Origin of the sequence: Terrabacter aerolatus (assembly GCF_007991735.1) — a bacterium.
Classification (GTDB): Bacteria; Actinomycetota; Actinomycetes; order Actinomycetales; family Dermatophilaceae; genus Terrabacter; species Terrabacter aerolatus.
Map to the genome: position 1 here is coordinate 122,881 of NZ_BJYX01000006.1, position 25,460 is coordinate 148,340.

Here is a 25,460-nt window from a genome sequence, read left to right on the forward strand (position 1 = left end):
CCCGTTCGTGGCCTCGACGGTTCCTCGCGGGCCGTTCGTGGCCTCTCGCCGGGTGGGCTGTGATGCCGGTCCCCAACGTCGTCCGCCCGGTCCGCAGGGGCGGATGATGAGGGTGTGACCTGGTGGCGCGGCCGCTCACCGGCGGTGTTCTTCGTCGCCTCGGCCGTCCTGCTGGCCGGTGGCGCGATCGCCGCCGTCTCGGGTGCCGATGCCGTGTCGCGGGCCCTCTGGGTCGCCGCGACCGTGCTCGGTCTGGGGCTCTCGCTCCTGTGGACCGTGCGGTCCGTGGCCGAGCGCCGCGCGAGCGTCGACGTCATCGCCGTCCTCGCGCTGGCCGGCGCCCTGTGGGTCGGTGAGGAGTTCGCCGGCGCGATGGTGACCCTGATGCTGGCGAGCGGACGGCTGCTCGAGGACCGGGCCGCCGCCCGCGCCGACCGGGAGCTGCGGCTGCTCGTCGAACGCACCCCGCGCACGGCCCGACGCCGCACCGGCGACCGGGTCGACGGCATACCGGTCGAGGCGGTCTCTCCCGGAGACGTGCTCGTCGTCGGCACCGGTGAGGTCGTCCCCGTCGACGGGCGGCTGCTCGCGACCGGGACCTTCGACGAGTCGGCACTCACCGGCGAGCCGATGCCCGTCGAACGCCCGAGTGGCGACGACGTGCGCAGCGGAGTGGTCAACGCCGGACCGCCGGTCGACCTCGTGGCCACCTCGTCGGCGTCGGAGTCGACCTACGCCAACGTCGTCCGTCTCGTCGAGCAGGCCCAGGCGACGTCGGCGCCGTTCGTGCGGACCGCCGACCGCTTCGCGGTGCTCTTCGTGCCGCTGACGCTCGTGCTGGCCGGACTCGCCTGGGCCCTGGCGGGATCCCCGGTCCGCGCCGTCGCGGTGCTCGTCGTCGCGACCCCGTGCCCACTGCTGCTCGCCGCTCCGGTCGCGATCATGTCCGGCCTGTCACGCGCCTCCCGCATCGGCGTCGTCGTCAAGGGTGGGGCGGCGCTCGAGGCCCTGGCCGCCGGCGAGGTCGTGCTCTTCGACAAGACCGGCACGCTCACGCACGGCCGGCCGGAGCTCGCCTCGGTGGTCACCGCACCGGGCGCACCACCCGCGCAGGACGTCCTGCGCCTCGCAGCATCCCTGAACCAGGTCTCGCCCCACCCGCTCGCGAGCGCGCTCGTCGGGGCCGCGCGCCGCCGCGACCTGGACCTCGAGCTGCCGACCGGCGTTCGCGAGGTCCACGGCTACGGCCTCGAAGGCCTCGTCGGCGACGTCGTGGTCCGGCTCGGCAAGGCGCGCTGGATCGTCGGCGACGACGACCCCACGTGGCTCCGACAGGTGCGCCGTCGCGCCGCGCTCGACGGTTGCCTGACGGTCTTCGTCGCCGTCGCCGGGCGACCGGCCGGCGCCTTCCTCCTCGAGGATCCCGTGCGGCCCGACGCACCGCGCATGCTCGCCGCCCTCAAGGAGGTCGGCATCCGCCGCACCGTCCTGCTCACCGGCGACCGGGCGGACATCGCCGAGACCGTGGGGCGCATCGTCGGCGTCGACGCCGTGCTGGCCGACCGCGACCCCGCCGACAAGCTGGCCGCGATCCGCGACGAGTCGGCGGCGGCGCGCACGATCATGGTCGGCGACGGCGTCAACGACGCCCCCGCCCTCGCGGCGGCGGGGGTGGGGGTCGCCCTGGCGGCGCGCGGGGCGACCGCCTCGTCGGAGGCCGCGGACGTCGTGCTCACCGTCGACCGGGTCGACGCGATCGCCGACGCGATCCTCATCGCCCGGCGCTCGCGGCGGATCGCCCTCGAGGCGGTGCTCGTCGGCATGGGCCTCTCGCTCGTCGCCATGCTCGCGGCAGCCGCAGGGCTGCTCCCGCCGGCGGCTGGTGCGGTGCTCCAGGAGGGCATCGACGTGCTCGCCATCGGGATCGCGCTGCGGGCCCTGCTGCCCAGCCGCCTGCACTCCGTGCCCATGTCGCAGGAGGACGTCGCCACGGCACGTCGTCTCCGCAGCGGTCACGACGTCGCCATCGCCGCCGTCGAGCAGATCCGCACCGTGGCCGACGACCTGCGCACGCGCGACTGCCGCCTCGAGCCCGTGCGCACGCTGCTGTCCCGTCTCGAGGAGGACCTCATCCCGCACGAGAGGGACGACGAGGAGGAGCTGATGCCCCTCGTGGCCCGGGCGCTCGGTGGTGCGGCCACCGCGACCATGCGCCGGACCCACGCCGAGATCGAGCACCAGGTCTCTCGGCTGCATCGTCTCCTCGACGGCATCGACCCGGAGCACGTGGCACCCGAGGACGTCACGGAGCTGCGCCGGCTGCTCTACGGCCTCTACGCCGTGTGCCGCCTGCACAACAGCCAGGAGGAGGAAGGCGCGTTCGCGCTCGTCCCCGCCGGACCCTCCCCGACGCGCAGGAGCGGCAGGCGTCGTGCGCCCGGCTGACCTCGCCCGGTGCGTATGCCGTGTCGTGCCGACGCTGCCGCCGGGCCACGGGTGCCCCGCGGTCCCGCGAGGGAGCAGCCGGGACACCTGCCCCGTCCCCACCGCCATACTGGGCGTGCCGCACCACGCGGCGTCAGCAGACCGGCGACGGAGGCTCGGATGACGGCTGAGCTGGAGCACACGTGGGTGGCCCACTACGCCAAGGGGGTGCCCGCCGAGATCGATCCGCCCACCGAGTCGCTCGTGGACCTGCTGGACACGGCCGTCGCCACCCACGGCCCCCGCCCGGCGCTCGAGTTCTTCGGCGCCGAGGTGACCTACACCGAGCTGGGGCGGCGCGTCGGGCTGGCGGCGGAGGGGCTGCGACGCCTCGGGGTGGAGGCGGGCGACCGCGTGGCCCTCGTGCTGCCCAACTGCCCCGACCACATCGTGGCGTTCCACGCCGTGCTCCGGCTCGGGGCCGTCGTCGTCGAGCACAACCCGCTCTACACGCCCACGGAGATGGCCCACCAGTTCGGTGACCACGGGGCGCGCGTCGCCATCGCGTGGGACAGGGTCGCCGGTGCGGTCGCCGGTCTGCCGGGAGTCGAGCACGTGGTCGCCGTCGACCTGACGGCCTCGATGCCGTGGACGAAGCGGATCGCCCTGCGGCTGCCGGTGCGCCGTGCCCGCGAGCTGCGGGCCCAGCTCACCGCGCCCGCACCGGGGACGACCCCTTGGGCCGACCTGGTCGCGCACGGCTCCCTCGACCCGGAGGCGCCCCGCCCGGTCGTCACAGACCTCGCCGCCATCCAGTACACGAGCGGCACGACCGGCCATCCCAAGGGCGCCATGCTCAGCCACCGCAACCTCATGGCCAACGCCGCACAGGGGCGCGCCTGGGTGCCCGGCATGCGGCCCGGCCGGGAGGTCGTCTACGCGGTGCTGCCGATGTTCCATGCCTACGGCCTCACCCTCTGCCTCACCTTCGCCATGAGCGCGGGCGCGCGGCTCGTGCTCTTCCCGCGGTTCGACGTCGACCTCGTCCTCACCGCCGCCGAGAAGCACCCGCCGACGTTCCTGCCGGCCGTGCCACCGATCTACGAACGACTCGCCAGAGCTGCGCGTGACCGTGGGATCGACCTGACGGCAACCCGATTCGCGATCTCCGGCGCCATGGCACTGCCTCGCGAGACCCTCGAGCTGTGGGAGGAGGTGACCGGCGGCCTGCTCGTCGAGGGCTACGGCCTCACCGAGACCTCGCCCATCGTGATCGGCAACCCCATCGGCAGCGAGCGACGCCCCGGCGCCGTCGGGGTGCCATTCCCGAGCACCGACATCCGCGTCGTCGACCCCGACGACCCCACCCGGGACCGGCCGGCCGGCGAGCGGGGTGAGCTGCTCGTCCGGGGCCCACAGGTCTTCGCGGGCTACTGGGACAAGCCCGAGGAGACGGCCGTGGCCCTGCTCGACGGCGGCTGGTTCCGCACCGGCGACATCGTCGTCGTCGACGCCGACGGTTTCGTCTCGGTCGTCGACCGGATCAAGGAGCTCATCGTCACCGGCGGCTTCAACGTCATGCCCTCGGAGGTCGAGGCCGTCGTGCGCACCGTCCCCGGCGTCACCGACGCCGCCGTCGTCGGGCTGCCCCGGTCCGACGGCAGCGAGGACGTCGTCGCCGTCGTGACGACCGAGCCGGGCGCAGACGTCGACGTCGAGGTCGTGCGAGCGCGGTGCCGGACCGACCTCGCCGCCTACAAGGTGCCCCGCCGCGTCGTCGTCGACGAGCTGCCGCGCTCCCAGATCGGCAAGGTGCTGCGCAAGCAGGTGCGCCAGTCACTCACCGAGGAGTGAGGCCGGCTCCGGGAGCGGGTGACGGCACCCCGGCTCCGCGCGCTGCCCGTGGGAGGGACGTCACGGCATACGCGAAGAGCCTTCAGGCGGAGGGCGTCTCGAAGACGACGGCCATCGGCGTCTGCTCCGAACCCTGCCCCAGCGGGTTGTCCGCGAACATCAGCTCGTACCGCTCCCTGGTGCCCGGCGCGTCCTTGCCGAGGACGTTGCGGCCGATGTCGTTGGCGTCCATGACGACGGTGCCGCCGAAAGTCTCACGGTAGGCCGCGGGCACGCGAGCGCGGATGCCCGCCGACAGGTGCGCAGCGACGACGTCGGGGTCCTTGGGGCCGAGCTTCGCCGACACGTTGGCGGGATAGACGGAGTACTCGGTGGGACCGTCGATGGCGCGGATGTCGCCCCCGACGAGGTCGTAGAAGAGCCCGCGCCTGCCGAGCACCTTGCCCACGGCGCCTCCGGCCGACGCGAAGAGCACGCGTGGGAGCCCGGCCTCCTCGATGGCCAGCTGCATGGTGAAGGGCGAGCCGAGGCCGATGCCGGCCGGCGTGCGCGTGACGTAGCGGCTCAGCAGCCGCGCGGGCCGGCCCACCTTGATGTCCCAGATGAAGTACGAGCGTCCCTGGGTGATGGCGACGATCTTCTCGGAGATGAAGAAGTACCAGCGGCCCCCGGTGGCGGCGGCGTGCTCGGTCCCGGCGTCCGGCAGACCGTCGAAGAAGCGTTCGACGTAGCCGAGCGTCTTGGCCTCGAGGTCGTCCTCGCGGGCGTAGAGGTCGGTCCGGAGCGGGTAGCGGCGGACGGCGGTCCCGTCGGCGGTCACGAGGTCGAGCTGCTTGCGGGCGTTGGGCTCGTAGTCGGTCTTGACCGGTTCGACGTGGTCGGGGTCCTCGGGAGCACGCTCGTCGAAGAACTCCTGGAGCCACAGCTCGAGGTTGAGCATGCGCCAGACGGTCATCGAGTCGATCGAGCTCGTGCCCTTGATCCAGCCCTCGAACATGTGGAGCACGGCGGTCTGGTCGAAGTAGGGGCGGCCCGCGAAGGACTCGGAGAGGAACTCCCCGTAGATGTGGTTCTTGAGGCGCATGAACCACTCGCTCTGCGGCGTGGTGGCGCCCACCTTGTCGCGGCGGTCGACGACCGAGTCCGGGAGCAGACCACGCATCGCGTCGCGCAGGACGCGCTTGCCGACGCCGTCCTTGACGAGGGCGTCGTCGCTCAGGCCGAAGACGAAGCGCACGAGGTCACGGTCGACGAAGGGCAGCCGCACGGCGACCCCGAACCGGCGGGCGTTCTTGTCCGTGTAGCGCAGCCGGGCCGGCAGCGAGCCGGCGAAGACGTCGTCGACGAGGCGGGCGCGCAGGTCGGACGTCTCGACGTCGTAGGACTCGGAGGCGTGCTCCCGCGCGAAGTCGTCGGCGAGCAGCGAGGTGACCGGGACGTCCTTGCGGCCGTGGAGACGGTCGCCGATGAGGGGCCGACCGCGGCGGTAGAGCACGTCGAGCGAGTGCCCCAGCTCGGTGACGGCGCCCATGGCGTTGCGGCTGCGCAGCTCGCGCAGGTGGATGAGGTGGTGGGGGCCGAAGCCGGCGAGAGTCTCGTCACCGCCGTGGCCGTCGAGCACGACGGCGTCACGCCCCGCCGCCTCGCGCAGGACGCGGTACTGCGTGTAGGCGCCGGTGGAGACGAGTGGCTCCTCCTGGGTGCGCACGAGGTCGCGCAGGTCCTGCTTGAACTCCGTCGGGGTCGGCTCGACCCGGTGCTGTCGCACGCGGTCCCCCAGCGCTGCGACCACCGCGTCGACGTGCCGGCTCTCGTCGTTGTGCGACCCGGGGTAGACGGCTGACCAGGTGTCCTGCGCGCCGTCCGCGGTCGATCGACCGGGCTCGTGCTCGACGACGTCGAGGAGCGCGGCGACGGCGGCCGAGTCGAGGCCGCCGGACAGGGCCGTCCCCACGGGGCCGGACGAGCTCGAGCGGCGGCGCACCGCGGCCGTCAGCAGCTCGCGGAACTCGGCGGCATCGGCCGGGGAGTAGGCCCGGGGCGTGCGGGCGAGCGCCGTGAGCTCCTCGCGCAGCCGGGAGTACGGGTGGCGCTCGACGCCCTGGGGCAGGTCGGCGCCGAGGGTGACGACCTCTCCCGCGCCCACGCGCTCGATGCCGGCGAAGAAGGTGGCCGGCCCGTCGTCGTGGACCCGGAACTGGAGGTAGCGGTAGATGGTGCGGTCGTCGGGACGGCGCTCGTGCACCCCGCTGTCGAGGATGCCGCGGATCTCGCTCGCGACGAGCCAGCCGTCACCGGCCCGGGCCACGTAGAGCGGACGCACCCCGAACGGGTCGCGCGCCAGCATGAGACGCCGGGTGTCGCGGTCCCAGACGACGATCGCGAAGGCGCCGTCGAGGCGGTCGAGCCCGTCGGTGCCCCACTCGGTGAAGGCTGCGAGCACGACCTCCGCGTCGCTGCCCACCCCGAAGTCGTGGCCGAGCGTCTCGAGGTCGGCGCGCAGCTCGGCGCGGTTGTAGAGCTCACCGTCGAGGGCCAGCGTGAACCGTCCGCCACGGGAGACCGAGAGCCGCGCGACGCCTGCGTCGGGGTGGTCCCCGGCGTGCTCCGGCCGTCCCTCGCGGACCGCGAGGCCGGCGTCACCGTCGCGGGACGTCGCGGCGGCACCCGCGCCGGGGTGCGTCGCCAGCAGTCGGTCGAGCAGGGCCTCGTCGGCCTCGAACCCGCAGTAGGCCGCGATTCCACACATGGCGACAACCCTAACGGGCCGTCGGTGGCCCCTCGTCCTGCCACTGCGCGCCGACGACCCGCCCGAGACGCAGCGGCCACCGGAGCAGCAGCCACAGCACGAGGGACCCCAGCAGGAGCGACGCCACGACGTCGCTGACCCAGTGGAAGTGCAGCCACAGGAGAGACGCCACCACGAGCCCGGTCCACACCAGGGCGGCGGCCCACGCCATCGCCTTGCGGGGCGGCCACAGTCGCGACACCAGCACGGCGGCGACGCTTGCACACACGAACGCGGTCGCAGTGTGGCCGGACGGGTAGGAACCGTCGCCGCCTGCCATGTCGGAGACATTGGGCAGTGTGCGGTCGATGTGGGCCTTGCCCAGGAGCACGGTCGTCGCCATCATCACGATCGCGGGTCCGGCGAGCCACAAGGGGGTCCAACGCCCCGTCCGGAGGCAGACAGCCATCGTGACCGCGCCCACCACGGCGACGGAGAGCACCGGAGTCGCCAGCTGCACGACGGCTCGGGCCAGCAGATCCGGGACCACCGGACCGTTCCCCCTGCCCGGGGTCAGGGCCAGCACGCGATCGTCGAGCCGGATGGCCGCCCCGCCCCGTTCCACGCTCAGCGTGAGGACCACGAGTCCGGCGAGGAGCAACAGGGCCACCAGCGGGCCGGTCAGGCGACGCCACGAACCCCCTGGAGCAGCCGCGGAGAGGTACCCGGCTGACGTCGGCGGCTCCTCCCGGACCGGGCGCATGCTGGAGCGGTGCGTCATGACGACCACGGTAACGGGGAGATCTGTGTCGGACCTGCCGCATCCGTGACAGCGGTCTGAACCCACGCGGCTGAACCCACGGGTCTGAACTCACTGGGGTGTCACCGACGTCTTCGCAGGAGGGGCCCTCCACCGTGCCCACCACGACCACTCCGCCACCGCGGTCCCGACCACCACCCAGGAGCACGACCATGCACGCGATCTCCCGAACCGCAGCCTTCCTCGCCGGCGCCGTCATCGGCGTCTCCGCCCTCGCCGCCACGTCGAGCGCGTCAGCCGACAGCGGCGGCGGGCAGCGCAGCGACCTCCTGCGCGCCCCGCTGCAGGGCAGCCAGCTCGCCGACCCACCCCTCTTCGGGCTCGTCCGGGGCGGCGCCCCGTGGGTGATCTCGGAGGGCACCGCCCGGCTGCGCGCCGACGGCCGCCTCTCGGTCGAGGTCCAGGGACTCATCATCCCGGCTCGCGGGAACAACCCGCTGGCCACCCTCTCCGCCACCGTCGTCTGCAACGGCAGGGACCTGCGCATGACGGCGGCCGTGCCGTTCAGCGCCACCGGCGCCGCGCAGATCGAGACCCGCGTCGACCTGCCCGCCCGCTGCCTGGCGCCGGCGGTCCTGCTCAACCCGCTCAGTAACGCCGGCACCTACATCGCCGCGACCGGACGCTGAGCGCCCGCCGGCCACCCGAAGGGCCGTATGCCGCGTGGCCCGCCACGCGGCACACGCCCGCATCACGCGGGTGGGGTCACTCCCACTCGATGGTGCCCGGCGGCTTGCTCGTGACGTCGAGCACGACCCGGTTGACCTCTTCGACCTCGTTGGTGATGCGGGTCGAGATCGTGGCGAGCACGTCGTAGGGCACCCGGGCCCAGTCGGCCGTCATCGCGTCCTCGGAGGCAACCGGTCGCAGCACGACCGGGTGGCCGTAGGTGCGCCCGTCGCCCTGGACGCCCACCGAGCGGACGTCGGCGAGCAGCACGACGGGGCACTGCCAGATGTCGCGGTCGAGGCCGGCCCGGGTCAGCTCCTCACGGGCGATGGCGTCGGCCCGGCGCAGGATCTCGAGGCGCTCGGCGTCGACGGCCCCGATGATGCGGATGCCGAGGCCCGGGCCCGGGAAGGGCTGGCGCCACACGATGACCTCGGGCACGCCGAGCTCGAGGCCGACCTGTCGCACCTCGTCCTTGAAGAGGGTGCGCAGCGGCTCGATGAGGGAGAACTGCAGGTCGTCGGGCAGGCCGCCGACGTTGTGGTGGCTCTTGATGTTGGCCGCGCCCTCGCCGCCGCCGGACTCGACGACGTCGGGGTAGAGCGTGCCCTGGACGAGCCACTTGACGGGGTGCTCGACGTCGCCACGGTCCTCGACGACGTCGCGCGCCGCCTGCTCGAAGACCCGGATGAACTGCTCGCCGATGATCTTGCGCTTCGTCTCGGGGTCGGTGACGCCGGCGAGCGCCTCGAGGAAGCGCTCGCGGGCGTCGACGACGACGAGGTCGACGCCGGTCGCCTCGACGAAGTTCTGCTCGACCTGCTCGGCCTCACCCTCGCGGAGCAGCCCGTGGTCGACGAAGACACAGGTGAGCTGGCTGCCGATCGCCTTCTGCACCAAGGCCGCTGCCACGGACGAGTCCACACCGCCGGAGAGGGCGCAGAGGACCCGGTCCTCGCCGACCTGCTCACGGATCGCCGTGACGAGGTCGTCGACGACGTGGCCGGGGGTCCAGTCGGGCGCGATGCCCGCGCCCTTCCAGAGGAAGTTCTCGAGGACCCGCTGGCCCTGCTCGGAGTGGAGGACCTCCGGGTGCCACTGCACGCCGTAGAGGCGACGCTCGTCGTCCTCGAAGGCGGCGACCGGCGTCCCGGCGGTCGTGGCGGTGACGGCGAAGCCCTCGGGAGCGGCGCTGACGGAGTCGCCGTGCGACATCCACACCGTCTGGCTCGGCGGCTGGCCGGCGAAGAGCGTCGACTCGACGTCGCTGATGGCGGCGTCGGTCTTGCCGTACTCGCGGGCGCCGGTGCGGGCGACGGTGCCGCCGAGGGCCTGGGCCATCGACTGGAAGCCATAGCACATGCCGAAGACGGGCACACCGGCCTCGAGCAGCGCCGGGTCGAGGCGCGGGGCGCCGTCCTCGTAGACCGAGCTCGGCCCACCGGACAGGATGATCGCCGCGGGCTCCTTGGCGAGGATGTCGGCCGCCGTCATCGAGTGCGGCACGACCTCGCTGTAGACCTGCGCCTCACGCACGCGCCGCGCGATCAGCTGGGCGTACTGCGCGCCGAAGTCGACGACGAGGACGGGGTGGCTCTGCAGGTCGGTCGGGTGCGCTTCGCTCACGGGCGCCAGCCTATCGGCCCTGCAGGTGCTCCTCGGACGACGTCCCGTCGCCGGCGGCGTAGGCCCGGGAGAGCAGCGCCTCGGTCTGGGCGGTGTTGCGCCGCTCGGCGATCCACGGCACGACGGGGACGAACCCGGCGAGGAGGTTCTTGACGATGCGGAGCGGGCCCCACGCGGCCTTGAGGCCGAGGTTGGCGACCGACACGGCATACGCGAAGTAGATGATCCCGTGGATCGGGCTCCAGTACTGCGTCAGCAGGTTGGTCTGCTTGAAGCCGTACTTCATCACCATCTCGAGGATGAGGACGAAGAGCGCGATGCCGGCGACGGTCGCGAGGACGCGGTAGGTCGACAGGGCGGACCTGATCTGCTGCGGCTTGGCCAGGGTCTGGGGATACGTGCTCACGTCGTCGCGCCTTCTCTCGGTGCAGCGACGGAGTCGTCCGCCTGCTGCGCTGCGTGCTGTGGTGCCTGCTGGTGCGCCGACTCGTCGGCGAGCTCGTCGGCCTGCTGCTCTGCTCGGAACATCTTCCACCACATCCAGATCGCGAAGATCCCGAAGACCCACCACTGGACGGCGTAGGCGGCGTTGCGCAGGTTGAGGGGGGCGTCGAGGCCGGGCGGCGGCACCCGGGTCAGGCCCGCGGCCGGCCCGGTGGACTCTCCCGAGGCCAGCACGACGACGTTGTAGAGGTCGCCCGGCCACTCGTTGACGAGGGAGGCGAGGTCGATCGACCGCACCTGGGGCGCGGGCAGCGGAGCGCCGTCGCGCGGCGACTCCCCCGGGCCCAGCGTGCCCGTCACCGTGACGACGCCCGTCGGCGGCCGGGGCACGGCCGAGGGTGTCCCGTCGACGAAGCCGCGCAGCACGGGGACCGTGCCGCCCTGCGTCTCGAGCGGCGTCACGACCCACGACCCGACGCGGCCGCCCAGCCTGCGGTCGACGACGAGGACGGTGCGCTCGGCGGCATACGTCCCCGTGACGGTGACGGCGCGGTTGGAGTAGTCGGCCTCGAAGTCGTGGTGCGGCGCCGTCACCTGCTGCAGCGGTGCTCGCGCGAGGGTGGCGGCGGCGGACACGGCATCCTGGCGACCGGAGTCGCGGGCCACGCCGAGCTGCCACAGGCCGAGCAGGACGCACGCCACGACGACGACCACCAGGCCGGCGAACATCCCGACCCAGCGAGGGGTGAGCAGGCGCCGGAACACCTCCCAAGGGTAGGTCACCCCGCCCTCTCCGACCTGACCCGGGGGCGCCGCCCGTGCCAGAATCGCTCGCCATGCGACCGATGTCACCGACGCCTCCCTCGCGTCGACGCCGATCAGGTATGCCGTGTCGCGCCGTCGTCGTCCTGACGGCCGCCGCCGTGGTCGGCCTCCTCGCCTCCTGCGGCGCGACCGACATCCCGGCCCCACGCCGCACCGTGACGGTGACCGTGGACGCGCCGGGCTCGACCTCCTCGCAGGCCGTCCCCACCACCACGGCACCGGCACCCACCACGACACCGCCCGCCGTCCCCACGGCCCTGGCGGCCGGCAAGCAGCGGGGGGCCCCGAAGTCCTTCGCCGAGGCGAAGAGCCGCATCGACGCGGCGGCCCCGGCGGCTGCCGTGAGCGCAGGCTTCCGCAGCCCCACGGGCAACATCGTCTGCCGGCGCGGGGCCGGCTCCGCGGTCGCCTGCGAGGTGAAGCAGGGACGCATCCCGCCGCCCCTGCCCACGATCTGCCCGCCGGGCGGCGCGAAGGACATCGGCCGGATCGAGCTCGGCACGGGCGGCGCGCGCCCGGTTTGCAACACCGACAGCATCGGCACCGGCTCCGAGCCCGTGCTCGGCTACGGCGCGCGCACCCAGCCGTCGGGCACGACTGCGTGCCTCAGCGAGTCGACCGGGGTGACGTGCATCGAGCTCACCGGTCGGCACGGCTTCTTCCTGGCCCGCAGCACCTTCGTCACCTTCTGACCCTCCGGTCGATGGTCTGCGGTGGCCTTCGCTGCACCTAGAATCGAGCCACGACCTGAACCGATGTGGACCGAGCTCAACTCACCCGACGACCGAAGGGCCGCCGTGGCGCAACTTCTGCTCCTGCACCTGCTCGCCGCCGCCCTCGCGCCGTGGCTCGCAAAGGTCCTGCGCACCAAGGCCTTCCTCGTCCTCGCCCTGGCGCCCGCGGTCTCGTTCGGCTGGCTCGTGTCCGTCTCGAACGACGTTCGCGCGGGCAACCTTCCGACACAACGGATCTCATGGGTCCCTGGCCTCGGCATCGATCTCGACTTCCGGGTCACGACGCTCTCCTGGGTGCTGGGCCTGCTCGTCACCGGTGTCGGCGCGCTCGTCCTGCTCTACTGCACGTGGTACTTCACCGACCGCGACCCGACGCTGTGGCGCTTCACGTCGGTCTTCACGGCGTTCGCCGGCGCGATGCTCGGGCTGGTCCTCACCGACAACTTCCTCGTGCTCTACGTCTTCTGGGAGCTGACGACGGTCTTCTCCTACCTGCTCATCGGGCACAACCCGGCGAGCTCGACCAACCGGCGAGCCGCGATGCAGGCCCTCATCGTCACGACGTTCGGCGGCCTCGCGATGCTCGTCGGCATCATCGCGCTCGGCGTGCACCACACGTACTCGATCTCCGGGCTGCTCGCCGACCCGCCGCCGCTCGACGCGGTCACGGTGGCGTCGGTCGTGCTGCTCCTCGTCGGGGCCCTGTCGAAGTCGGCGCTCGTGCCGTTCCACTTCTGGCTGCCGGGGGCGATGGCCGCACCGACGCCGGTCAGCGCCTACCTCCACGCCGCCGCGATGGTCAAGGCCGGCATCTACCTCGTCGCACTGCTCGCCCCCGTCTTCGCCGGCGCGCCGGCGTGGCACGCGCTGACCATGGGCCTCGGCCTGCTCACCATGCTCGTCGGCGGCTGGCGCGCCCTGCGCCAGCACGACATCAAGCTGCTCCTCGCCTACGGCACGGTGAGCCAGCTCGGCTTCATCGTCGCCGTCGCGGGCCTCGGCACCAAGCAGGCGGCGCTGTCGGCGCTCGCCCTCGTCGTCGCCCACGCCCTCTTCAAATCGACGCTGTTCCTCACGGTCGGGGTCGTCGACAAGTGCACGGGCACGCGCGACCTGCGTCAGCTCTCCGGCGTCGGACGTCGGCTCCTGCCGGTCGCCGTGCCCGCCACGCTCGCCGGGCTCTCGATGGCCGGCATCGTGCCGCTCGCCGGTTTCGTGTCCAAGGAGAGCGCCCTCGAGTCGCTGTGGGAGGACGTCCACACCTCGGCCCCGCTGACCGCGCCGTGGAGCTGGCTCGCGATCGTGGGCGTCGTGGCCGGCTCGGCCCTCACGGTGGCCTACACGGCACGCTTCCTCTGGGGCGCGTTCGCGACCAAGCCCGGCGTCGCCCCGACGCCGGTCAAGGCCGCCCACCCGGGCTTCGTGCTCGCGCCGCTGCTGCTGGGGGTCACGAGCCTGCTGCTGGGTCTGCTCGCCCCGCTCGAGTCGCCGTGGCTGCAGCCGTATGCCGTGGGCTTCCCCGTCGGTGCGGAGCCGCAGACGCTCGCGCTGTGGCACGGCGTCACCGTGCCGCTCATGCTCTCGCTCGTGTCCGTGGCCGTAGGCCTCGTGCTCTTCGCGCAGCGCGACCTCGTCGCCCGGCTGCAGTCCACCGTCCCAGCCCTCGTCGACGGGGAGCGTGGCTTCTCCCGCACCCTGCGCTGGGTCGACCGCGGGGCCGTCGAGACGACCGCCGTGACGCAGCGCGGTTCGCTGCCGATCTACCTCGCCAGCATCCTCATCGTCTTCGTCTCGCTCCCGGGCCTCGCAGCGGCGACGCAGGGCACCTTCCCCGAGGTCCGGCTCTGGGACAACCCGGGCCAGGCCGTCGTGGGGGTCGTCGTCGTCGCGGCCGCGGTGCTCGTGCTCGTCACCCGTCGCCGCCTCACCGCGGTGATGCTCGTGGGCGCCACGGGCTACGGCGTCTCGCTCCTCTTCATCCTCCACGGGGCGCCCGACCTCGCCATCACCCAGATGCTCGTCGAGACGGTGTCGCTCGTCGTCTTCGTGCTCGCGCTGCGCCGGCTGCCGACGAAGTTCACCCGTCACCCGCACTCCCCCTCGCGCACCTGGCGGATCGCGCTCGGGGTGGCCGTGGGGGCCTCCGTCGGCGCCATCGCGCTCGTCGCGTCTGGTGGTCGCACCGCAGAGCCGGTGTCGGCCGGATTCCCCACGGAGGCCTACGCTTTCGGCCACGGCAAGAACATCGTCAACGTCACGCTCGTCGACATCCGAGCCTGGGACACCCTGGGTGAGGTGTCGGTGCTCGTGGCCGCGGCGACCGGCATCGCCAGCCTCATCTTCGTGCGCACCCGCAACACCCGCCTGTCGCGCGCGACCTCGAAGTCGCTCCCGTCGAGCACCCCCGGCCGCGGCACGTGGCTGCACGGTGGTCGGACGATGCGCACCGAGAAGCGCTCGGTGATCTTCGAGGTCGTGACGCGGCTCGTCTTCCACATCATGCTGGCGGCCTCGCTCTTCCTGCTCTTCGCCGGACACAACCAGCCCGGCGGCGGTTTCGCCGGCGGCCTGGTCGCGGGGCTCGCCCTCGTCGTGCGCTACCTCGCCGGGGGCCGCTACGAGCTCGACGAGGCGGCGCCCTTCGACGCCGGCCTGCTCGTCGGGCTCGGGCTGCTCGTCGCCGTCGGCTCGGCGCTGGCACCGCTCGCGTTCGGCGGCACCATCCTCGAGACGACGACCGTCGACTTCACCCTGCCCCCGTGGGGCGAGGTGCACGTCGTGACCTCCCTCGCCTTCGACATCGGCGTCTACCTCATCGTCGTCGGCATGATGCTCGACATCGTGCGGAGCCTCGGCACGGGCATCGACCGCCAGATCGCCGAGGAGTCCGAGGACGCCGGCGGCGCCGGCGACACCGGCGCCCCGGGCGAGCAGGACGAGGTGGTGCGGTCATGACGACCCTCGCACCCGCGCTCATCGAGCCGACCCTCCAGCCGAACATGACGCTCGTCCTCGTCACCGTCGGCCTCGTGGCCGCCGGCACCGCGCTCGCGCTGGACCGGAGCCTCGTGCGCGTCCTGCTCGGCATGGTGCTCATCGGCAACGGCATCGCGGTCCTCTACCTCGTCATCAGCGGACGAGCGGGACGTGCGCCCTTCGTCGGCGAGGACCCGGCCGCCATCAGCGACCCGCTGCCCCAGGCCATGGTCCTGACCGCCATCGTCATCTCGCTCGCGACGATCGGCTTCCTGCTCGCCCTGTCCTACCGGCTCTGGCAGATCTCGGGCACCGACGACGTGCCCGACGACGCCGAGGACGCCCGCATCCAGCGGCCGGCCCTCGAGGACCAGACCTCCTCGACCTACGACCCCTCCGAGGCGTCGACGACCACCTCCGACGAGCTCGCCCACGGCGACGGGAGCCCGTGACGCCATGAACCTGACCGATGTCCCCGTGCCCGACCTCGTGCCGCTGCCCGTGCTGCTGCCGCTGCTCGGCGCCGCCCTGGCGCTCGCCTTCCGACGCTCCCCGCGGCTGCAGCGCATCGTCAGCCTCGCGGCCCTTGCCGCGGTCGTCGTCGTGGCCGGCATCCTCGTCTGGCAGACCGACGCCCAGGGGCCGCAGGTGCTCTGGCTCGGCGCCTGGCAGGAGCCCCTCGGCATCTCCCTCGTCGCCGACCGCCTCAGCGCGCTCATGCTGCTCGTCTCGGCCATCGTCACCCTGCTCGTGCTCGTCTTCGCCATCGGGCAGGGCCAGGCCGACAGCGACGACGAGACGGAGAGCGAGACCCCGCTGACGATCTTCCACCCGACCTACCTCGTCCTCGCGGCCGGCGTGTCCAACGCGTTCCTCGCCGGTGACCTCTTCAACCTCTTCGTCGGCTTCGAGATCCTCCTCTTCAGCTCCTACGTCCTCATCACGCTCGGCGGGGCGGCCGCACGCATCCACGCGGGCACGACCTACGTCGTCGTCAGCCTCCTCAGCTCCGCGCTCTTCCTCGTCGGCATCGCCGCGGTGTATGCCGCCACGGGCACCGTCAACCTCGCCCAGCTCGCGATCCGGATCGGCGACCTGTCCCCCGGCGTGGCACTCGTCCTCCAGCTCTCGCTGCTCACGGCCTTCGCCATCAAGGCGGCCGTCTTCCCCATGTCGGCGTGGCTGCCCGACAGCTACCCCACGGCCCCCGCGCCGGTCACGGCGGTCTTCGCCGGCCTGCTGACCAAGGTCGGCGTCTACGCGATCATCCGCACCCAGACCCTGCTCTTCCCCGACTCGCCGCTGCAGGGCCTGCTCATGTGGGCCGCCCTGCTGACCATGGTCATCGGCATCCTCGGCGCCGTGTCGCAGTCGGGGCTCAAGCGGATCCTGTCCTTCACGCTCGTCAGCCACATCGGCTACATGATCTTCGGCATCGCCCTGGCGACGCCGCAGGGCACGGCAGGCGCCATCTTCTACGTCGCGCACCACATCACGATCCAGACCGCGCTCTTCCTCATCACCGGCCTCGTCGAGCGCCTCGGCGGCACGACCTCGCTCGACCGCCTCGGTGGCCTCGCCGTCGCCTCCCCCGTGCTCGCGACGCTCTTCTTCGTCTCGGCGATGAACCTCTCCGGCATCCCGCCGCTCTCGGGATTCCTCGCCAAGGTCGGCCTGCTCGACGCCGGGATCGCCGTCGGCACCCCGCTCGCCTGGCTGCTCGTCGTGGGCGGCATCGTCACGAGCCTGCTGACGCTCTACGCCCTCGCCAAGGTCTGGAGCCAGGCCTTCTGGCGCACCCTCGCCGACGCCCCACGGTCCACCGAGACCGCGGCCGCCCTGCAGGACGGCACCCTCGACGTCGAGCCGGCGTCCGACCCGGCAACGGCCGTCCTCGTCGACACGAGCCCGCGGGCGCTGCCCCGCACGATGCTCGGGGCGACGGCCGCCATGACGCTCGTCGGCCTGCTCCTCACCGTCGTCGCCGGGCCCCTCTACGCCTACACACAACGGGCCGCCGGCGACCTCGCGAGGCGTCAGCCCTACATCACGAGCGTCCTGCCGGTGGAGGTCCGGCGATGAGCGAGGTCCGGATGGCCACCGCGCCGCGCGGCCCCGAGACGCCGCGCCGTCGGCGCCGGGTGCTGCAGCCCCGCGCCGTCGCGACCATCGCGCTCGCCTGGGTGCTGCTGTGGGACCGCGTCACCTGGGGCAACGTCGTCAACGGCGTCCTCGTCGGGCTCCTCGTGACGTACGCGTTCCCCCTGCCCTCCATCGAGTTCTCGGGACGCCTGCGCCCGCACCGGGTGCTGCTGCTCGTCGGCCACTTCCTCGTCGACCTCGTCGGCGCCTCGTGGCAGGTCATGCGGCTCGCGTTCGGTCGGCGCAGCCCCCGCAACGCCGTCATCGAGGTGCAGCTGCGCTCGCGCTCCGACTTCTACCTCACCCTGACGGCCGAGCTCGTCGCCCTCGTGCCGGGCTCGGTCGTCATCGACGCACGGCGCTCCACCTCGGTGCTCTACCTGCACCTGCTCGACGTCGAGCACGAGGGCCGCATCGAGGCCCAGCGCGCCCACGTGCTGGCGGTCGAGCGACGGGTCGTGCGCGCCCTCGGCTCGCGCGAGGAGATCGCTGCCATCGAGACCGGCGGCCCGTGGCCCACCGTCCCCGGCGCCGAGACCCGCACCGACACCACCGCCGACACCACCGCCGACACCACCGCCCACTGCGACGAGGAGGAGCACTCGTGACCATCGTCCTCGGCATCTCGCTCGCCATGCTCGGCGCCGCCGCGGCCCTCGTGCTCGTGCGCCTCTTCACCGGGCCGAGCAACCTCGACCGGATCGTGGCCGCCGAGATCCTGCTCGTCATCGTCATCGCCGGCGTCGCCCTCGAGTCCGCGCGCCAGCACACGACGACCTACCTGCCCCTCCTGATGATCCTCGGGCTGGTGGGCTTCGTCGGCGGCGTCGCCGTCACCCGCTTCCTGTCCCGTGACTCCGACGAGCCCGACGCCGTCGTGGCCGAGCACCCGGAACCGCGCCGGCACCCCGAGGCGTGGGAGCAGTCGTGATCTGGACGTCGCTGCTCGACGCCGCCGGTGCCGTCTGCCTCCTGCTCGGGTCGTTCCTGTGCCTCGCCGGGGCCATCGGCCTCATCCGCTTCCCCGACACGCTGTCGCGGCTGCACGCCGCCACGAAGCCGCAGACCCTCGGACTCATCCTCATCCTCACGGGGCTCGCCCTGACCCTGCGCACGTGGGCTGCGGTCACGACGCTCGTGCTCCTCGCGGCGACGCAGTTCTTCACCTCCCCCGTCTCGGCGCACCTCGTGGGCCGCGCCGCCTACCGCAACCGGTGCGTCGACTCCGAGACCCTCGAGATCGACGAGCTGTCCGAGGCGCTCGCGGGCGCGGACGCCGGTGACGGCTCCGAGGCCGACCCGACCCCGTGAACCCGTCGGTGCACACGGCATACGCCGACAGCGTTTGACCTCAAGCCTGCTCGAGCTCCTACCGTCGGGCCGTGAGCCGCCCGGAAAATGACGTGAGACGCATCTGCGCCGAACGTACGATGAACCAAGTGATCCCGCTGCCCCACGCCGACCCAGGCACCCCTGACCTGACCAGCCCCACGGCGTACCTCCGGTGGGTCGGCAGGGGCCAGTGGCGCACCCTCGTGGTCGCCATCGCCTTCGGCATCGTGTGGCTCGTCAGCCAGGCGCTCTTCCCCGCCGCGATGGGCAAGGCCATCGACGAGGGCATCATCGGCGGCGACGCGGGCTCGCTCGTGCTGTGGTGCGGCATCCTTGTCGGCCTCGTGACGATCAGCGCCCTGTCCGGCGCCATGCGCCACCGGTACGCCGTCGCCAACTGGATGCAGGGCGCCTTCCGCTCGGCCCAGCTCATCGGCCACAAGGCTGCCGACACCGGTGAGGCGCTCTCGCGCGCCGTCCCGACGGGCGACGTCGTCGCCACGGTCAGCTCCGACGCCATGCGGATCGGTGGGCTCTACGACGTGACGGCACGGTTCGCGGGTGCGGTCGTGTCCTACGTCGTCGTCGCCCTCATCCTGCTGAGCGCGTCGACCCCCCTCGGTCTCGTCGTCCTCATCGGCGTACCGGTCCTCGTCGCGTGCCTCACCTTCATCGTCCGCCCCCTCCAGGCGCGGCAGCTGGCGCAGCGCGAGGAGTCCGGCAAGCTCATCGGGCTCGGTGCCGACACCGTCGCCGGCCTGCGCGTGCTGCGCGGCATCGGCGGCGAGCACACCTTCCTGAAGCGGTATGCCGTGCAGTCGCAGTCCGTGCGCCGGGTGGGCAACCACGTCGCCGGCTACCAGGCCGCCCTCGACGCGGCGCAGGTGCTGCTGCCCGGGCTCTTCGTCCTCGTCGTCGTGTGGCTCGGCGCGCGATTCGCCATCGCCGGCGAGATCACGGCCGGTCAGCTCGTCGCCTTCTACGGCTACACCGCCTTCCTCGTCATCCCGCTGCGCACCGCGACCGAGATGGTCGACCGGGCGACCCGCGCGCACATCGGTGCCCGCAAGCTGACGACGATCCTGCGCGTCGAGCCGGACGCCGTCGAGACGCCGGACGCGCAGCCCCTGCCCGCCGGCCCCGCACGCCTCCACGACCCGCGCAGCGGTGTCACCATCGAGCCGGGTCGCTTCACCGTCGTCGTGTCCGCGCGACCCGAGGACTCCGCGGCGCTCGCCGACCGGCTCGGTCGCTTCGGCGCCGACGAGACCGACGTGCGGCTCGACGGCACCCGCCTCGCGGACGCCTCGCTCGCAGCGGTGCGTCGGCGCATCGTCGTGTCCGAGACCGACCCGCGCCTCTTCACGGGGTCGCTCCGCGACGAGCTCGACCCGTGGGGCGGCCACGACGACGCGGCGATCCTCGAGGCCCTCTCGGTCGCGAGCGGCGACGACGTGCTCGAGGCGCTGCCCGGCGGCCTGGACAACGAGGTCGAGGAGCGCGGCAGGGCCTTCTCCGGAGGGCAGCGCCAGCGGCTCGCCCTGACCCGCGCCCTGCTGACCGATGCCGACACCCTCGTGCTCGTCGAGCCGACGAGCGCCGTCGACGCCCATACCGAGGCCCGCATCGCCGGACGCCTCACCGCGGCCCGCGCCGGGCGCACGACGGTCGTCATGTCGGCGAGCCCCCTCATCCTCGACCAGGCCGACGACGTCGTCTTCCTGCGAGACGGTGCGGTGGCTGCCACGGGGACCCACAGCCGGTTGATGGCCGACGAACCCGACTACCGACGCACCGTCGTCCGAGGAGAGGAGGACTGATGTCACTGACACCGGCGCCGACCACGCGCACCCTTCCCGTGGCCGACATGGACTCGGTCGAGGAGCACACCCGCGGGCTGCTCCGCCGGCACCGCAGCAGCCTGCTGCGGGTCATCGGCCTGCACGCCGTCGCCGCCTGCGCCGCCCTCGTCGCGCCGCGCGTCATCGGCCTGCTCGTCGACGAGATCAGCCACGGCCGCTCCCTCGAGGTCGTCGACCGGCTCGCGCTCTGGATCGCCGGAGCCGTGGTCGTGCAGACGGTCGTGACGTGGTTCGCCCGGCGGGCCTCCTTCGTCATGGGCGAGACGATCTTCGCCGAGCTGCGCGAGCAGTTCATGGAGCAGGTCGTCGAGCTGCCGCTCTCGACCGTCGAGCGAGCCGGCACCGGCGACCTCGTCTCGCGCACGACCAACGACGTCGAGGCGCTCTCGCAGGTCATCCGCTTCGGCATCCCGTCGATCTTCGTCGGGGCCGTCACGACGACGATCACGGTCGGCGCCGCCTTCCTCACCGGCTGGCAGGTCGCGCTGGCGATCGTCGTCGGCGTGCCCATCCTCGTGCTCTCGACCCGTCGCTACCTGCGCGACGCCCCCGCGGGCTACCTCCGTGAGCGGGCGACGTATGCCGTCCTCAACGGCGTCGTCACCGAGTCCGCCGACGGCACCCGCACCGTCGACGCCCTCGGCCTCGGCGCTCGCCGCCGGCGGCGCATGGACGACGCGCTGCACGACTGCTACGACGCCGAGCTCTACACGCTGAAGCTGCGCATGCGGTGGTTCCCGTCGGTCGAGTTCGCGTTCTTCGCACCCGTGGCCGTCACGCTGCTCTGGGGCGGCTTCCTCATCTCCCGAGACGTCGCGACGGCCGGCACGGTCACCGCCGTGGCGCTCTACGTCCAGCAGATGGCCGGTCCTCTCGACGAGCTCATCTCCTGGCTCGACGAGATCCAGGTCGGCGCGACGTCGCTCGCGCGGGTCATCGGCATCGCCGACGTGCCGGCCGACCGCGCCGCCACCGGTGAGCAGCCGGCGGACGACCACCTCGAGGTGGACGACGTGCACTACTCCTACCGGGCCGGACGCGACGTGCTGCGCGGGGTCTCGCTCGACCTCCGGCAGGGCGAGCGGCTCGCCATCGTCGGCCCCTCGGGCGCGGGCAAGTCGACGTTGGGCCGGCTCATGGCCGGCATCGACGGGCCCCGCCGGGGCCGCGTCGACGTCGGTGGCGTCCGCCTCGTCGACCTCGAGCTCGCCCAGCTCCGTGGTCAGGTCGCGCTCGTGACGCAGGAGCACCACGTCTTCGTCGGCTCGCTCGAGGACAACCTTCGCCTCGCCCGACCGGAGGCCTCTCGCGACCAGCTGCTCGAGGCCCTCGCAGCCGTCGACGCCCGCGGCTGGGCGCTCGGTCTCCCCGACGGGCTCGACACGGTCGTCGGCTCCGGGGGTCACCGCCTGACCGAGCCGCAGTCCCAGCAGCTGGCACTGGCCCGGCTCGTGCTCGCCGACCCGCACACGCTCGTCCTCGACGAGGCGACCTCGCTCCTCGACCCCCGCGCCGCCCGGCACCTCGAGCGGTCGCTGGCAGCCGTCGTCGAGGGACGCACCGTCGTCGCCATCGCGCACCGCCTCATGACCGCGCACGACGCCGACCGCGTCTGCGTCGTCGAGGACGGCCGGATCAGCGAGATCGGCTCCCACGAGGAGCTGCTCGAGTCCGACGGGGCGTACGCCGCCCTGTGGCGCTCGTGGCGCGACGAGCCCCAGCCCGCCCGCTGACCCGGGCCACGCCAACCGGTCGGCACCTGCGACGACGGGGCCACTCGACCACCGCGTCGAGCGGCCCCAGTCGCCACCCGGCCGGCGTCCGGACGACGACTTCGGCAAAGAATCGACAGGACCCGTAACCCGGTCCCGACTGCCTCGTTGTCAGCGCGGTGCCGGGCTGTTTCTCGACCGGTTGCTAGCCCGCACCGCCGGGTGGGGCCGTCTCTGAGGGGTGACGGCCTCACCCTCCCTCTTCCACGGCCGATCTCCAGGCCGATCTCCAGGCCGATCTCCAGGCCGATCTCCAGGCCGATCTCCAGGCCGATCTCCAGGCCGATATCCAGGCCGATCTCCAGGCCGATCTCCAGGCCGATCTCGATGGCCGATCCTGTGCCCTCTCCCCGGTGGGTCACAGGCTCGGTGCCTACCGTCGGACCATGAACGGCGCCCCCCGTCTCATCACGACCCTCGGTGCGTGCCTCGTCCTCGCCGCCTGCTCGTCGCCGAGCGCGCCGACCTCGGGCACGGTGGCGTCCACGGCCGCCGCCGGCGCCACCTCGACGTCGGTTCCCACCTCGTCGGCCGCATCGACGCCTCCTGCCTCGGTCCCGACGGCCGCACCGCCGAGCCCGACTCGGACCTCGCCCGCCACGCCCGGCCCACGCGCCTCCCAGCCGTCCACCGGTGGCGGGCCCGCACCTACCTCCTACCGGACCACAGTCGTCCACCGCAGCACCGACCACCCCGACGACCTGGTCCTCGACGCGTCGGGACGCCTGCTCTACAGCGACTACACGAACGGCACCATCAGCCGGCTCGAGCCGGACGGCAGGGCCACCGTCGTGCACCGGGGCCTCGACGGTCCCGAGGGAATGGTGCTCTTCGCGGACGGGACCCTCGTCGTCGCCGAGGAGAACACGAACCGGGTGCTCGCCTACGCACCGGGCGCCACGAGCCCGCACGTCCTGGCGGTGCTGCCCGGCCGGGCCGTCGAGGTCACCTGCCACGAGGGGGTCGACGGGATCGCCTGGGACGCGACGACGCACACCCTCGTCGTGCCGGACCCGGTCACCGGCACCATCTACCGGATGGCCCCGGACGGCTCGAACCGCACCCGGCTCTCGGGCGGCTTCGTGCACCCCGTCGGTGCCGCGGTCGGGCCCGACGGCGCCGTCTACGTCGCCGACGAGTGCGGCGGCGACGTCTGGCGCCTCGGTGCCGGAGGCGCTCACATCCGCGTAGCCCGCGCCTCGATGCCCGACGACGTCACCCTCGACGGTCACGGCAACCTGCTCGTGACCGACGTCCGGCACGTCAACCACGACGTGCGCCGCTGGTCGCTCTCCGGTGGCGGCTCCACCCTCCTCGCCCGTTCCGGGCTCATCGAGCCGCAGGGTCTGCTCGTCGACGCCACCGGCCGCATCTACCTCTCGGACGACAAGAGCAACGTCATCCTGCGCCTGACGCCCGTCGCCTGACCCGGCCCGCCGGAGTGCCGGCCCGCAACAGGGTCTCCCGTGTGCAGCAGTCGGTGCCCCACCCACGCCCGGTGCACTCGGCGCCGGCCGTGGGGAGTGCGGACGAGCTCAGGCGTCGACGAGGCGGTAGGCCTCGCCCTGGGCCGGTCGCCGGTCCGTCTCGCCGCGCGCGGGCCACAGCGACACGGCCCGCTCCGCCTGCGCGGTGATGGTCAGGCTCGGGTTGACCCCGAGGTTGGCCGACACCGCCGACCCGTCGAGCACGTGGAGGCCGGGGTAGCCCCACACCCGCTGGTACGGGTCGATGACCCCGTGCTCCGGAGAGTCCGAGATGACCGCGCCGCCGAGGAAGTGCGCCGTCATGGGGATGTCGAAGACCTCGCCGACCGACGACCCCGGCCACGCCCGCTCCCCCGTCGTGCGCTCGAGCCGCGACGCCATCGCGCGCACCGCCACGTTGCCCTCGGGGATGTACGTCGGGTTGGGCTCGCCGTGACCCTGGGACGAGGTCAGGTGCCACCCGAGCAGACCGCGCCGGCGCCGCACCTTGATCGAGTTGTCGCTGCTCTGCATGACGAGGGCGATGACGGTGCGCTCGCTCCAGCGCCGGCTCGACAGCGACCGGGCGAAGACGAGGGGGTGGCGCGCGGCGGTGCCGGCGAACCGCAACCACCGGGGTATACCGCCACCGCCGTCGACCTGCATGACCGCGAGCGCTCCCATCAGGTTGGAGCCCTTGCCGTAGCGGCAGTTCTCGACGTGCGTCATCTCGTCGACGTGGAAGCTCGAGGTGATGGCGACGCCCTTGGTGAGGTCGACGCCGTCGGGCACCCGGGCCGTCATGGCCCCACCGAGGGCCTCGGAGTTCGTCCGCGTCAGCTCCCCGAGCGCGTCGGACAGGCGGGGCAGGCCCTGCCCCTCCGGCTCGGCCTTCATCGCGTGCAGCAGCTGGGCCGTGCCCCACGCCCCGGCGGCGACGACCACCTGGGCGGCGGTCACGGTGCGCTCCCCCGCCCGGCGCCGGCCCCACGACCCGCTGCGGACGGTCGTCACGGCATACCCCTGCTCCGGCGCAGCCGGGTCGAGCGGACGCACCCGTGTCACGGTGCGGAGCGGCTCGATGGTGACGCCGCGGCGCTCGGCGAGCGCGAGGTAGTTCTTGACGAGGGTGTTCTTGGCGCCGACCCGACAGCCGACCATGCAGTTGCCGCACTCGGTGCACCCGGTGCGCGCGGGTCCCTCACCGCCGAAGTAGGGGTCCGGGACGCGCTTGCCCGGCTCGCCGAAGAAGACCCCGACGGGGGTCTTGCGGAAGCTGTCGCCGACGCCGAGGTCCGTGGCCGTGTCGCGCATCAGCTGCTCGACGGGACCCTCGCACGGGTTGACCGTGACCCCGAGCATGCGCTGCGCGGTCGCGTAGTGCGGCGTCAGCTCGGCCTGCCAGTCGGTGATGTGCCCCCACTGCCGGTCACGGAAGAACGGCGCCGGCGGCACGTAGAGGGTGTTGGCATAGTTGAGCGACCCCCCACCCACGCCGGCGCCGGCGAGCACGAGGCAGTCGGGCAGCCGGTGGATGCGCTGGACGCCGAAGAGACCGAGCCGCGGCGCCCACAGGTAGCGGCGCACGTCCCAGCTCGTGCGGGCGAAGTCCTCGTCCTCGAAGCGGCGACCCGCCTCGTAGACGTGGACGCGGTAGCCCTTCTCGGCGAGCCGCAGCGCGGCGACGGAGCCGCCGAAGCCGGACCCGATGACGACGACGTCGTGGTCGAACTCCATGTGCCCACCCTAGGCAGCGCGGCGACGCAAGGCTACTGGCAGTAACCTT

At 72.8% G+C, this 25,460-nt stretch carries 19 protein-coding genes; 13 read left to right on the forward strand and 6 right to left on the reverse strand.

Going from position 1 to position 25,460, the window contains the following annotated elements; genetic code table 11:
- The first annotated feature begins 114 nt into the window (after nucleotides 1-114).
- Entirely contained in the window at nucleotides 115-2,445 is a 2,331-nt protein-coding gene (locus TAE01_RS07800) for a heavy metal translocating P-type ATPase (protein WP_147065103.1), read from the forward strand.
- 159 nt (nucleotides 2,446-2,604) lie between these two features.
- Nucleotides 2,605-4,278: a long-chain-fatty-acid--CoA ligase gene (locus TAE01_RS07805; protein WP_147065105.1), complete on the forward strand. Its 1,674-nt coding sequence runs from the start codon at nucleotides 2,605-2,607 to the stop codon at nucleotides 4,276-4,278.
- An 82-nt stretch (nucleotides 4,279-4,360) separates the two neighbouring features.
- Here the strand turns inward: TAE01_RS07805 and asnB are convergent, their stop codons facing one another.
- Together asnB and TAE01_RS07815 are read right to left on the reverse strand one after the other, a co-directional pair.
- Entirely contained in the window at nucleotides 4,361-7,027 is a 2,667-nt protein-coding gene (gene asnB, locus TAE01_RS07810; protein WP_147065107.1) for an asparagine synthase (glutamine-hydrolyzing), read from the reverse strand.
- Between the two features lie 10 nt (nucleotides 7,028-7,037).
- A complete protein-coding gene (locus tag TAE01_RS07815; protein ID WP_147065109.1) occupies nucleotides 7,038-7,787 on the reverse strand; it encodes a phosphatase PAP2 family protein in 750 nt (249 codons plus the stop codon).
- A gap of 191 nt (nucleotides 7,788-7,978) precedes the next feature.
- Here TAE01_RS07815 and TAE01_RS07820 point away from each other — a divergent pair, with 191 nt between their 5' ends.
- Nucleotides 7,979-8,455, forward strand: a complete 477-nt coding sequence (locus TAE01_RS07820) for a hypothetical protein (RefSeq protein ID WP_147065111.1) — start codon at nucleotides 7,979-7,981, stop codon at nucleotides 8,453-8,455.
- Nucleotides 8,456-8,531: 76 nt separating this feature from the next.
- Here TAE01_RS07820 and guaA read toward each other — a convergent pair whose 3' ends face one another.
- The 3 genes from guaA to TAE01_RS07835 are packed head-to-tail and all read right to left on the reverse strand — an operon-like array spanning nucleotide 8,532 to nucleotide 11,330.
- A complete protein-coding gene (guaA, locus tag TAE01_RS07825) occupies nucleotides 8,532-10,121 on the reverse strand; it encodes a glutamine-hydrolyzing GMP synthase (RefSeq protein ID WP_147065113.1) in 1,590 nt (529 codons plus the stop codon).
- Nucleotides 10,122-10,131: 10 nt separating this feature from the next.
- A complete protein-coding gene (locus tag TAE01_RS07830; protein WP_147065115.1) occupies nucleotides 10,132-10,527 on the reverse strand; it encodes a DUF3817 domain-containing protein in 396 nt (131 codons plus the stop codon).
- Entirely contained in the window at nucleotides 10,524-11,330 is an 807-nt protein-coding gene (locus TAE01_RS07835; protein WP_246111213.1) for an SURF1 family protein, read from the reverse strand. Before TAE01_RS07835 ends, TAE01_RS07830 begins: the two co-directional genes overlap by 4 nt.
- 71 nt (nucleotides 11,331-11,401) lie before the next feature.
- Here TAE01_RS07835 and TAE01_RS07840 point away from each other — a divergent pair, with 71 nt between their 5' ends.
- From TAE01_RS07840 to TAE01_RS07885, 10 genes are all read left to right on the forward strand, one after another.
- Nucleotides 11,402-12,082 carry a hypothetical protein gene (locus TAE01_RS07840; protein ID WP_147065119.1) on the forward strand — a complete coding sequence of 227 codons (681 nt, stop codon included), beginning with the start codon at nucleotides 11,402-11,404 and terminating at the stop codon, nucleotides 12,080-12,082.
- Between the two features lie 105 nt (nucleotides 12,083-12,187).
- Entirely contained in the window at nucleotides 12,188-15,079 is a 2,892-nt protein-coding gene (locus TAE01_RS07845) for a Na+/H+ antiporter subunit A (RefSeq protein WP_147065121.1), read from the forward strand.
- The gene (locus TAE01_RS07850; protein ID WP_147065123.1) at nucleotides 15,076-15,552 is read left to right on the forward strand and encodes an NADH-quinone oxidoreductase subunit K; all 477 of its coding nucleotides are present in this window, start codon (nucleotides 15,076-15,078) and stop codon (nucleotides 15,550-15,552) included. The genes TAE01_RS07845 and TAE01_RS07850 overlap by 4 nt, the downstream gene beginning before the upstream one ends.
- A 4-nt stretch (nucleotides 15,553-15,556) precedes the next feature.
- Nucleotides 15,557-17,182, forward strand: a complete 1,626-nt coding sequence (locus TAE01_RS07855; protein WP_147065125.1) for a Na+/H+ antiporter subunit D — start codon at nucleotides 15,557-15,559, stop codon at nucleotides 17,180-17,182.
- On the forward strand, nucleotides 17,179-17,850 hold the full coding sequence (locus tag TAE01_RS07860; protein ID WP_147065126.1) for a Na+/H+ antiporter subunit E: 672 nt from the start codon (nucleotides 17,179-17,181) through the stop codon (nucleotides 17,848-17,850). Before TAE01_RS07855 ends, TAE01_RS07860 begins: the two co-directional genes overlap by 4 nt.
- Nucleotides 17,847-18,173, forward strand: a complete 327-nt coding sequence (locus tag TAE01_RS07865) for an MrpF/PhaF family protein (protein WP_147065128.1) — start codon at nucleotides 17,847-17,849, stop codon at nucleotides 18,171-18,173. The genes TAE01_RS07860 and TAE01_RS07865 overlap by 4 nt, the downstream gene beginning before the upstream one ends.
- Nucleotides 18,170-18,553: a monovalent cation/H(+) antiporter subunit G gene (gene mnhG / locus TAE01_RS07870; RefSeq protein WP_147065130.1), complete on the forward strand. Its 384-nt coding sequence runs from the start codon at nucleotides 18,170-18,172 to the stop codon at nucleotides 18,551-18,553. The genes TAE01_RS07865 and mnhG overlap by 4 nt, the downstream gene beginning before the upstream one ends.
- A 119-nt stretch (nucleotides 18,554-18,672) precedes the next feature.
- The gene (locus tag TAE01_RS07875; protein ID WP_246111214.1) at nucleotides 18,673-20,394 is read left to right on the forward strand and encodes an ABC transporter ATP-binding protein; all 1,722 of its coding nucleotides are present in this window, start codon (nucleotides 18,673-18,675) and stop codon (nucleotides 20,392-20,394) included.
- Nucleotides 20,394-22,169 (forward strand): ABC transporter ATP-binding protein, encoded by a 1,776-nt coding sequence (locus TAE01_RS07880; protein ID WP_186815096.1) that lies wholly within the window; start codon nucleotides 20,394-20,396, stop codon nucleotides 22,167-22,169. The genes TAE01_RS07875 and TAE01_RS07880 overlap by 1 nt, the downstream gene beginning before the upstream one ends.
- Nucleotides 22,170-22,594: 425 nt before the next feature.
- Nucleotides 22,595-23,635, forward strand: coding sequence for an SMP-30/gluconolactonase/LRE family protein (locus tag TAE01_RS07885; protein ID WP_147065134.1), 1,041 nt, complete (start codon nucleotides 22,595-22,597; stop codon nucleotides 23,633-23,635).
- Nucleotides 23,636-23,743: 108 nt separating this feature from the next.
- On the opposite strand, the gene TAE01_RS07890 is transcribed toward TAE01_RS07885, so the two are convergent.
- Nucleotides 23,744-25,411: a GMC oxidoreductase gene (locus tag TAE01_RS07890; protein ID WP_147065136.1), complete on the reverse strand. Its 1,668-nt coding sequence runs from the start codon at nucleotides 25,409-25,411 to the stop codon at nucleotides 23,744-23,746.
- Nucleotides 25,412-25,460 lie beyond the last annotated feature (49 nt).

Coding starts and splice junctions, on each gene's coding strand:
- TAE01_RS07805 (WP_147065105.1), top strand. CDS start 2,605: ATGACGGCTGAGCTGGAGCACACGTGGGTGGCCCACTACGCCAAGGGG.
- asnB (WP_147065107.1), bottom strand. CDS start 7,027: ATGTGTGGAATCGCGGCCTACTGCGGGTTCGAGGCCGACGAGGCCCTG.
- TAE01_RS07815 (WP_147065109.1), bottom strand. CDS start 7,787: ATGACGCACCGCTCCAGCATGCGCCCGGTCCGGGAGGAGCCGCCGACG.
- TAE01_RS07820 (WP_147065111.1), top strand. CDS start 7,979: ATGCACGCGATCTCCCGAACCGCAGCCTTCCTCGCCGGCGCCGTCATC.
- TAE01_RS07840 (WP_147065119.1), top strand. CDS start 11,402: ATGCGACCGATGTCACCGACGCCTCCCTCGCGTCGACGCCGATCAGGT.
- TAE01_RS07850 (WP_147065123.1), top strand. CDS start 15,076: ATGACGACCCTCGCACCCGCGCTCATCGAGCCGACCCTCCAGCCGAAC.
- TAE01_RS07855 (WP_147065125.1), top strand. CDS start 15,557: ATGAACCTGACCGATGTCCCCGTGCCCGACCTCGTGCCGCTGCCCGTG.
- TAE01_RS07860 (WP_147065126.1), top strand. CDS start 17,179: ATGAGCGAGGTCCGGATGGCCACCGCGCCGCGCGGCCCCGAGACGCCG.
- TAE01_RS07875 (WP_246111214.1), top strand. CDS start 18,673: ATGAACCAAGTGATCCCGCTGCCCCACGCCGACCCAGGCACCCCTGAC.
- TAE01_RS07880 (WP_186815096.1), top strand. CDS start 20,394: ATGTCACTGACACCGGCGCCGACCACGCGCACCCTTCCCGTGGCCGAC.
- TAE01_RS07885 (WP_147065134.1), top strand. CDS start 22,595: ATGAACGGCGCCCCCCGTCTCATCACGACCCTCGGTGCGTGCCTCGTC.
- TAE01_RS07890 (WP_147065136.1), bottom strand. CDS start 25,411: ATGGAGTTCGACCACGACGTCGTCGTCATCGGGTCCGGCTTCGGCGGC.